We start from the raw sequence: 9,380 nt of genomic DNA on the forward strand, positions 1-9,380 counted from the left end.
TTTTTTCTTCACCCAACGGGTGAATAAGGAATAGATTGATAAACCTTATCAAAGCGGGATAAATGCCTGTTCTGACAAAGTACTATGAATTATTCAGGTTTCATTTTGGCTCATCGCCATTCAGACTCGCACATTTTAATATAAAGGATTATTATATCGTTTGTACATGCTTTCTAATTCTGGTTTACTGAAGTTCTCAATCAGCTCTGGATGCTTATCAATGTAATCTTGTGCAATTGGTGTAATTGTAAAAGGCATAACTAAATCATCACCATAAGCTAGATTATTTGATGATGTTAACTGTATGACATTTTTGCTTTTAAGTCGAATTGTAACACCATCGGTATACGGTAATCTTGAAGTATAATTCGGTGACCTATATAGCAGTGCTACAACAGCAAGTTCCTCATTTCTTAAATCATTCATTACTTTGGGAAATATTTGCTTGAATCGTATCCTATAATATTTTGAAACAATGGATCTCACGACTTTTATAATAAAATAAACAACAAGCAACGATAATGAAATGATAAATACTAACCCTAGGATAGTTTTCCATTGTTCAGGGATTTTGTCAAGGCCCAGCCTCTGAAGAATATTTACTGGAAGGAATAATATTAAACCTGTACCCAAAGCAACCGCTGCAAGTATCGTCGGTGGTAGTTTCAATAATTGTATAAAATCCTTCATCTTTCACTTCCTTTCACCTTAGTTAGTACTATAAACCGATGATAACTTATATTTAAAAATAAAGGCGATCAGCAAATCTTTATTTTACAGAATAAGTTACAAAATAATAATGCGTCAAACTATCCTTGATAACCATTTCTTTTAGCGTTATCTATGCAATCACTTTTGTTTACATATCCTTGCGAAGATGATCCGACAATTCTTCCATTCGCAGCAATTCTTCTCCATCTCCATAAGCCTTCTGTATCTTTATAAAATTCCCATTTATCCATGTAATGCACCTCTCTTTCAACTTTCATATTTGCTATATCCGATCGCCAATATTTACAATATACCATTGCTTCATGAACAAAACATATTCGTAAGCAGATTTATCTTTTGACAAATTGGTTATGTAGCTTTCTTTACCTACAATTCAGTCATTATATATCAAAGAGTTTTTCTTAACGTTCATTGCCAAGTCTTCATTAAAGAATATGAAGTGTTTTTCCCAATCTTTGATTTCAAATAAATTCGATGGCCGGTTAGGGATAGTAACATTATCCGGATTCTCACTTAAAGCAAGATCTTTATAATAATACATTACCAGTATAAATAGCCCAGCAAGTGAATTGAGCGTATTACCTTGGTTTGCGAATTTAAAAAACTCTTTGTTTTCAGAATCCGAACCAGTACGGTTGTGTTTGACTTTATTATAATACATCCACCATGAAGGAGAGTTGTTCGCTACACTACATCCATCAAACGGATTTTGTTTATCAGTTTTCCAGTCCATCCAAGGATGTAGATTAACTGAAGCTGCAGTCTTAACTCTTACCGTTCTAGAAATCAAATCAGGTTTCTTCTCCAATATCACGCTTGCATAACCCATAATATTTTTTACCTTTGTATCAGGGTCTAAAAACCAGCAATAGTCTTTGCAAATCACATCGATCTCAGAACAAATAGTCTGATACTGTTTTGCATATTCAACAGAAAAAGCGCTGTAATTATCTTCATCAATGGTTACATATCTTTGTGTTTTTATAAGGTCACTCTCTAATGTTAAATAGTAATTCCAATATTTTTCATCAAATTCATGTAATTTCAAAGTTTTCTCCCTCCGATATTACCCAGTAATTTATTGACCCATGAATCATATAAAAACTCATCCAATAGGCTGCTCAGTTTGCACATCCTAATGTTCCCATTGTTATAGTTTATCTTTATAATGACTTTGCGTTGTTTTTCCAAAAGAATCAGTTCTTCATCAGTTAATGTAAGCAAGTCTATCTCCAGCTTCTTTTCCACACTGTAAGAATCAAATGGCAACATCTGCTTTTTAAAGTTTTGATAATCATCTCGTATGTAAAGTTCAATTTTCCTTATGTAATTATACCAATGATCTGATGTCCTAACAGCTTCAATTGAACTCCCATCACTCGCATACCCACCACCAATTAATCCAAATACTTTGTTCTCTTCTAGTTCTACGAATGATGACATATTTGCTTTCCTGAGTATCGCATACTTTTCATCATCAAGTTTCTCTGCTAAACGGGTTACTCCCTGCAACCGATGCCTTTCAATGAGATCAGGCCAGTTATTATCAATTATTCTTATCAGTTCAATATGAGTCCACAAGTAGGGTTTTTTATGATAAAACACATTTAAAAAGTATATGTCATGTTCACCAACAAAGGCTAATAACAGCCAATCACTTCTTTCAATAAATATTGAATCTTTCTCATATTCTTCATCCAAATGAAAGTGATGAATATTCCAATCATTAAGCAATCCATCATTCTTTGATGGCCTTATCGTCAGCTTACTCATATATGGTAATAAGTTCTTACCACTTTCGATAGCTGAAACAATCTTATCTAGAGCACTTTTACATTCATCCGGGCATGAGAATTCCTTAGAATAATGCACTCTCCTAGGGTGAGCTGGAATTATTTTTTTCATAGCCTTATGATAATCAAGTGAGTTGTAGCCACCCGGTTTGGGTCTGTATCCCATACTTATCATTCTATCATTCAGATGATTGTTCCAATCCTTGATTAAATTCATTTTCACTTCATAGGTATCTGCAAATAAAGCTTTATTAATCTTATATCGATTCTTCAAGCAAATCACCCACCTTCAACTCAACCTACTCATCTTCTCCCCTATGCTCCACATTCATAGCATCAACCCAATCTTCCTCGACGTACACCATCCCGTTCCGACCTTCTACCTTACGATTAGGACCAGCCTTATACAACTTGCAACTTAATGGACCATAGCAGAATGTCTCAAACCTATACTTTCTCCGGCCTCTAGGATTCCAGTTATCTACGATAATCTCAACAGGCATCCTACAGCCCCACATACAGCTGCTACACTTCGTGTCATATGTCCTAGCTGCCAGTCTACGATGTCCTCTTTCTCTATAGACTTCTAGCTCCGGCGGCACCAGTTCCCAGGGTGATGAATTGCTGCCCTGTTCACCTTTAGAGATAACTTTAAGTTTTGAGACTTTATAGTATTCAACTGGCTCCATATCAGGATCCGGTACCGGTAGGCACTCCCCGGAGATGACATCATTTACTTTAAATTGATGTTTGGCATGGGCTGCTTTACCGATGCCGATGGAGAAGTTTGTGTTGTCTGAATTGCTGATTTCTCCTTCTAACTTAATGGCATAACCAAGGTATGTATGGGAGGCTTCATCGAAGGATCTGGTTAGACGGATCCTGGGCTGGATTGATATGATGGTTCCTGTGAAAGTTGATTTGTCCATATTGGTTACGGGCCTCCTTTACTATTCTATTATACTCTGTCAAAAATAAGATAAGGGTACCTATGTTTGATTGCTTTTTCTTCGCTTGGTTTTAGTTCATCTAATTGTATAAATAATCTATCTCTAGCTCTACTCAATGCTACATAAAAAACTCTATGTTCTTCATTTCTATTTAAATCTGGCTCTATTAGAAATTTCTTTAAGTATTTACTGTCTACTATAAAAACAGCATCAAACTCAGCTCCCTTTGCTTTATGAATAGTTACATGGTTACTAGAGTCTTCTGTTATGTTAATGCAAATTGCTATCTCTTTATAGGACACGTTTTCATAAAAAATTTTCGGTGCACCTCTAGTAACTTTAGGTAAACTAGATTCTAATGCATTTGAAATTAAATTATAAAAATCCATTAAAGATTTATCACAGTATTTTTCGTAGAACGCTAGGATTTTGGATAAAGAAAACAAGGCCACTTTTTTGGGATCATTTTCATTCCTGAAAATCCATTCAATTTTTTTAATTGATTCCTTTATATTCCCATTTTGAGCTAGTTCTATCGCACCTATAAAAGATAAAATGTAGTCTCTGCGTTTATTATTAGAATCGTCCATATTGAACTGATCCAACAATTTCTTATTAAGATTATGATTATCAATTTCTTTCTTCATTGCATTTGAAGTAATATTGTCTCTTGAGAGAGAAGTAACAGTACCCCCTTGACATTCTTCACACGCTTTTTTGTATGCTTTAATTCTATCACCTACATATATTACTACTTCACCGCAATTTTTTTCCTCCGTAGATTCCTGAATTATGTCTTCACGTATATCATTCAATAATTTGATAATTTTATTAGAGCACCTATAATTATTATTGATGGTGTAGTGACATGAATCTCCCGTATTAAAAGACTCAAATAAATGGGGATTCGCACCTTGAAAAGCATATATTGATTGGGCTTTATCTCCAATTACACCCACTACAGTTTCTTTTTTTCTTATTTGATCTAAAATGTATGATTGAATTGGATTTGTATCTTGGTATTCATCTATAAACATATAGGGGAACTTAGCCCTTAGTATTTCTAGGATGAAAGGATATTGATCGATGAGTACATATGAAAAATATAAAACATCATTGTGATCAAGCTTACCTTTTCTCCAATAAATTCTTTTCAAATCGATAATTTTGCTAGACAATACTTCTAGATTTTTCTTGTTTAGCCTAATAGGCTTGTTATCCTTATCATATCCAACAGCTTTTGTATTTTCACATTCAAAAGTAAGTGTTTCGTTATTAAAAGTGCATTTCATAGATAAAAGCCAACTTTGTAAAGCTTGCGTCATTGCTGGAAATCCTAAAATCTGATTTTTTGAGTTAGGATGCTTCAAACCACTAAAATCGCCGTCTTCAAACCACTCACGAATATATTTAGAACTAATGTATAAATCATCATGCCCTTTGACTTTCTTGGCAAACAACTCATATTCCTCAGGGATGAAAGAGCAATAAGGCTTAACTACATTCTTATATAAGAAGCTATGAATTGTGGTGACTTCTATCATATTTGATGCATTTTTACCAACCCTTTTTAGAATAGTCTCCACTGCTATATTCGTATAGGTAATACAAGCTATTTTTCTGGAATTGGATAGCCTTTCAGAGTTGTCGATAATACTTTTTATGTGGTTAACCAAAAACTCTGTCTTCCCTGCTCCTGGTCCAGCCTCAACTTTAAAATCCTCATTAATATTTATTTTATCTTTAGCCGTTATAATCATAGCCCTTCGCACATCCATTCAATAGCTTCACGAATATAATTAGGTACATTAAAATTCTGATATTCCTCTGTGCCTCTTTTCTCTAAATTCTCTTTTAAGGCCACAGATAGTTCCAAAGCATTTTCACCTTTGCCAACAGAATTAAGATATCTTGATGCAAATACAGCCTTCTTCTTCAATTCTTCATCCCATGTACCCCAATTAGCAGTTCTAATTGAATCCATAATCCTTTTGTTTTCATCGCTATCTCTAAGCTTTTCTAAGAGGTCCTCAGTATTTTTTTCTTCCTCTATCAATATGATAATCTCCTCTAGCTCAGTATAATTTTGGAGTGATGGGGTTAATAATAGCCTGCTATTCTCATTTTCAAAAGCCAATTGGTACTCGAGTGTCTTACCAAAAACCTCATCTTGAGTAAATGAACGAATATTGGGATGCCCCCCATCTTTATACTTAACCATGCTATCATTCACTGAGTATTTATACTTCATTGGCTCTACATTAAGCTCATATGGATAGCACCTTTTTGACTTTGCATTATTACTATCTTTTTCTTTCCTCGTTGGGTCTAAATCTGTTATGCATGCAATCTTACGCTTTATTGTTCCATCTTTATTACCATCAAACAAATAAAGAAAATGTTCAAAGTATCTCCCACCAATATTGATTACAGAAATATGATTTTCTTCTAAAGGTTTGTTTAGGTACTCCGCAAAAATTGGGATCAATAGTTGTTCTGCTATACCTTCAACAAAGATAACTTTTTCTGCGAAAAGCATATTTGATTTTGTAGCATCAAGAAACCGCTGAACATATTTTTTGCTATCCTCTTTACACTCACTATTCTGATGCTCATTTACATTGTAGAAAACTTTTCCTGGATATGATATCCCAGTCTTACCATTTTCTTTATAAAAGCAAATAATGTCATCTAGATTCGTAGATGATGTGATATGGGTAGAATGTGAAGTGATAAATACTTGCTTTACCTTTTTTTCTTTTATATTCTTCTTCAAAAATTTCATAAACTGAAATTGCATAGTAGGATGTAAATGCGCTTCAGGTTCCTCTATAGCTAATACTGGGAATACTTTTGCATTACTTCCCAAATATTTACCATTAGAATCTACCTGCATCTTTGCTAGCAATAATGACATAAAGATTAGATTGTTATAGCCAAGACCATTATTTGAAATTGGTATATTCATCCCAGTGTTTTGTTTTACAATCAGTTGTAAAACAGAATATAATTCATTCTCACTTATTTTACCTTCAAAATCTGGCATCGAGTCATCAAAGGAAGCACCAATATCATTAGAATAAGATAAAATTTCCTTATTTCCACTCTCCAATCTCTCTTGAAGCTTTTCAATTAATTCCTTAGAAACAATTTCAAAAGACTCTCTTCTACTTTTAATTTTTTCTGTTTGTTGCTCTTCAGTTAACTCTTTATCAGACTTAATGTCATAATCCATAAAAAAGTCAATTACATCTTTAAGTAAAGTATTCCTACCAGAAAACATATCTCGTTCCACATCTCTGATGGCATCTAAAAATTGAAAATCAAATTTATTCAAACTCTCCCCATCAATTGGTACTTGGTTTTCTGGATTACCCACCCAGGTCTTATTAATATAGTGTCTTATAAACTTAGTTTTAATGATTTGCCAAATATCTGATGCATTTGTAGCTTGCATAACATCTTCTAAATATCTAGCTTCCTCAGATTCAGGTAAAAAAAACTCATATTGAATCATTGCTTGATACGGTTCTTTTAATGATGTTAGCCAGTTACTTACTGTAACCAGCTCATCTCCCATCAAATTTTCATTATCTGATTGAGATAATTGCACACTAATTGAAATCTTTGGTGAGTGTTGTTTAAGTTTTTCTAAGGAGATATTATTGTATATATCATCAATTGTAAGTTGCTTTTTAACAGATGAATCAAATATTAAGGCTAAAGCTCTGATGAGATTTGATTTGCCAGAATTATTTTGTCCAATTAACAAATTTATTCCGTCTTTAAATTCCACCGTTACAGACTCGAAATTTCTATAATTTTCAATATCAATCCTTGATATGTACATGGGCCTTCCCCCTCCTATCGAATTTCTTTTAATCTTATCTTGCTAAATCTCCCAGTACCCCTAATAATAGTCCTCTATGATGTATAATCTCAATACTATTCACATTTTGAATCAACCCTCTGTGAAGTCTTTCAGCTCTGTCTACTAGTGAGTTGATTATACGGATGCATTCTTTCTGTTCCTGAGTAAGTGATTCCATTTTGCTTATAATCATTTCTGGCGTAGACTGATCTAACTCTGCAAATAACTTTCCGAGTAAGCCCACCCAAACATCAGATATCTGTATCAGTCGCTCATTCTTGGAATTAATGAATTTGAAATTGGACAGTTTCTCACCTTTTAGAGTGTAAATCGTATTTTTTAAGGCTATTTCTGCCTCAGCTTCTTCATCAAAATAATGCATGGAATCTTTATAAAATGCACACCTACCATCTCTTAGTCCGAAATATTCCTCAACTAATAAACCAGGCGTGTTATCTTCAATAAAGACTAGCTCTCCCTTACGTCCATTTGCTTTCAGTAATTGCCGGAAATTCTCTAGATAGAAATCTTCGTCACCATAGGATTGTATGAGATCGCTCAGCTCATAACAAAAATTCTTAATATCTTCTTTATCTAAGCTTGGATAATTGTAGCCATGGAGTATTGGAAGGATCTCATCCATATGTGATATAGCAAATCTATGTAAACTGGCCTTCAAAGATTGTGCCCACTCTAATCCGAAGTTGAACTGAGGCTGGGCAGCAAATAGGGAATCAACTATATCTACGACAGAAAAGTACATATTATTTAACGTAGCATAATGGACATAGAGTTCGCTACTGTCAAGCCATGAAAGAAATTGCTGAATTGGTTTCTTGCCTATGGCTGTCCAGAAATCAGACCCCTACCAGCTAATGTCTTAAACTTAATTTCTGATGTATTAATTTTCAACTCATCAAATAATTTGTCTATATCACATGAAGGGGAATCACTCTTAAATAACACACCGCCGAGAATAAAATCATTAGCAATGCCTTCTTCTGCATTCACGCCATTCTCTGTAAGCCTAAACTTACGAACGTTTCCGGTCTCATCGTAATAGAAGCTGCACTTTTCATCAAATAGTGGTAAGTCTGAAAACTCGCTAATCATATTTCTATATTCATCCACGTCCATGGTACACACCGCCCACACCTCATCCTAGCAAATTAGCCATTTCATCTATTTAATAAAATATTCTGACAATCCTATCTAAAAATTAAACGGACAAAGTTTTATTCCTAAACCCTTATGCCCGTTCTTTAATGTCTATCTTCCAGTTGTGCAGATCTCTTACTAGCAAATTCTCCTGCTCACATTCAATAAGTTAATTTCCCCTACTACCCAACTATCTATATCCACTATTATCACACTGACTCCTGACTCACAACCCCTAAACTACTGTAACTGGCAAGTACTTTTGGCTAAAAAACGGCAATTATTTTTGGCAGCTTAATTACTAAATATGGTATTTCTATTTTTCAGTCTATAATTGTCTCCTGTCATATTAAAAATCTCACTGTTATGAACCAGCCAGTCTAGAGTGGCAGTGGTAATGACAGGGTCACCCATTATTTCCACCCAATCTTCAAAACCTTTATTTGAGGTTATGATAATTGAAGTATTCTGGTATAAAGCAGATACAAGTTGAAAGAACTGATTAGCTTCTTGCCTTTTTCTTTTTCTGTGTTTCCAAAAACTCTTCAGGAGTTACATCCCAGTACTTCCTAACTGTTTTGTAGTTTAATTTTGGCCTATTGGCTACTTGGGTCTTTTCAACCCAATATCCTTAAAATGATGAATATCGTTGTACATTTTCCACCTCACCAATTTCTCCACGCTCCTTAAAATTTAGCTAAGATTAATATATCAGCTTTTTTAAGAAAGTGGTGATTTTTTAGCCATTTTTAATTGCCGAAATTCATCCATTTTATTATACCATTTACAATGTTTAACAATATAGTGTATGTGTCAAGACTTTGGCGGAAACTTTTTTTCTAGAGATGGTAACTCTTCAATTTTAATATTAAAATG

At 34.0% G+C, this 9,380-nt stretch carries 10 protein-coding genes; all 10 read right to left on the reverse strand.

Annotation, left to right across the window (positions count from 1 at the left end; all coding sequences use genetic code 11):
• Window positions 1-135 precede the first annotated feature (135 nt).
• The 10 genes from ABFX15_RS06945 to ABFX15_RS12185 all read right to left on the reverse strand — a co-directional run bounded on the left by ABFX15_RS06945 (window position 136) and on the right by ABFX15_RS12185 (window position 9,053).
• Complete coding sequence (locus tag ABFX15_RS06945; RefSeq protein ID WP_346024739.1) at window positions 136-690, reverse strand: super-infection exclusion protein B; 555 nt, start codon at window positions 688-690, stop codon at window positions 136-138.
• A gap of 119 nt (window positions 691-809) precedes the next feature.
• Window positions 810-962, reverse strand: coding sequence for a YegP family protein (locus ABFX15_RS06950; protein WP_346024740.1), 153 nt, complete (start codon window positions 960-962; stop codon window positions 810-812).
• A gap of 143 nt (window positions 963-1,105) precedes the next feature.
• Window positions 1,106-1,780 carry a hypothetical protein gene (locus ABFX15_RS06955; protein WP_346024741.1) on the reverse strand — a complete coding sequence of 225 codons (675 nt, stop codon included), beginning with the start codon at window positions 1,778-1,780 and terminating at the stop codon, window positions 1,106-1,108.
• Window positions 1,777-2,799, reverse strand: a complete 1,023-nt coding sequence (locus ABFX15_RS06960; RefSeq protein ID WP_346024742.1) for a hypothetical protein — start codon at window positions 2,797-2,799, stop codon at window positions 1,777-1,779. Before ABFX15_RS06960 ends, ABFX15_RS06955 begins: the two co-directional genes overlap by 4 nt.
• Before the next feature lie 25 nt (window positions 2,800-2,824).
• A complete protein-coding gene (locus tag ABFX15_RS06965; RefSeq protein ID WP_346024743.1) occupies window positions 2,825-3,454 on the reverse strand; it encodes a hypothetical protein in 630 nt (209 codons plus the stop codon).
• A 29-nt stretch (window positions 3,455-3,483) separates the two neighbouring features.
• Window positions 3,484-5,235, reverse strand: a complete 1,752-nt coding sequence (locus ABFX15_RS06970) for a UvrD-helicase domain-containing protein (RefSeq protein ID WP_346024744.1) — start codon at window positions 5,233-5,235, stop codon at window positions 3,484-3,486.
• On the reverse strand, window positions 5,232-7,325 hold the full coding sequence (locus tag ABFX15_RS06975; protein WP_346024745.1) for an ATP-dependent nuclease: 2,094 nt from the start codon (window positions 7,323-7,325) through the stop codon (window positions 5,232-5,234). Before ABFX15_RS06975 ends, ABFX15_RS06970 begins: the two co-directional genes overlap by 4 nt.
• Before the next feature lie 34 nt (window positions 7,326-7,359).
• Window positions 7,360-8,025 (reverse strand): DUF3800 domain-containing protein, encoded by a 666-nt coding sequence (locus ABFX15_RS06980; RefSeq protein WP_346024746.1) that lies wholly within the window; start codon window positions 8,023-8,025, stop codon window positions 7,360-7,362.
• 161 nt (window positions 8,026-8,186) lie between these two features.
• The gene (locus ABFX15_RS06985) at window positions 8,187-8,483 is read right to left on the reverse strand and encodes a hypothetical protein (protein WP_346024747.1); all 297 of its coding nucleotides are present in this window, start codon (window positions 8,481-8,483) and stop codon (window positions 8,187-8,189) included.
• Between the two features lie 315 nt (window positions 8,484-8,798).
• Window positions 8,799-9,053, reverse strand: coding sequence for an ATP-binding protein (locus tag ABFX15_RS12185; protein WP_428830616.1), 255 nt, complete (start codon window positions 9,051-9,053; stop codon window positions 8,799-8,801).
• Between the last annotated feature and the right edge of the window lie 327 nt (window positions 9,054-9,380).

The organism is Alkalibacterium indicireducens, assembly GCF_039522005.1.
Classification (GTDB): domain Bacteria; phylum Bacillota; class Bacilli; order Lactobacillales; family Carnobacteriaceae_A; genus Alkalibacterium; species Alkalibacterium indicireducens.

Excerpts from the sequence above, each read along its gene's own strand:
- ABFX15_RS06965 (WP_346024743.1), bottom strand. The coding sequence starts at position 3,454 with ATGGACAAATCAACTTTCACAGGAACCATCATATCAATCCAGCCCAGG.
- ABFX15_RS06950 (WP_346024740.1), bottom strand. The coding sequence starts at position 962 with ATGGATAAATGGGAATTTTATAAAGATACAGAAGGCTTATGGAGATGG.
- ABFX15_RS06985 (WP_346024747.1), bottom strand. The coding sequence starts at position 8,483 with ATGGACGTGGATGAATATAGAAATATGATTAGCGAGTTTTCAGACTTA.
- ABFX15_RS06975 (WP_346024745.1), bottom strand. The coding sequence starts at position 7,325 with ATGTACATATCAAGGATTGATATTGAAAATTATAGAAATTTCGAGTCT.
- ABFX15_RS06945 (WP_346024739.1), bottom strand. The coding sequence starts at position 690 with ATGAAGGATTTTATACAATTATTGAAACTACCACCGACGATACTTGCA.
- ABFX15_RS06970 (WP_346024744.1), bottom strand. The coding sequence starts at position 5,235 with ATGATTATAACGGCTAAAGATAAAATAAATATTAATGAGGATTTTAAA.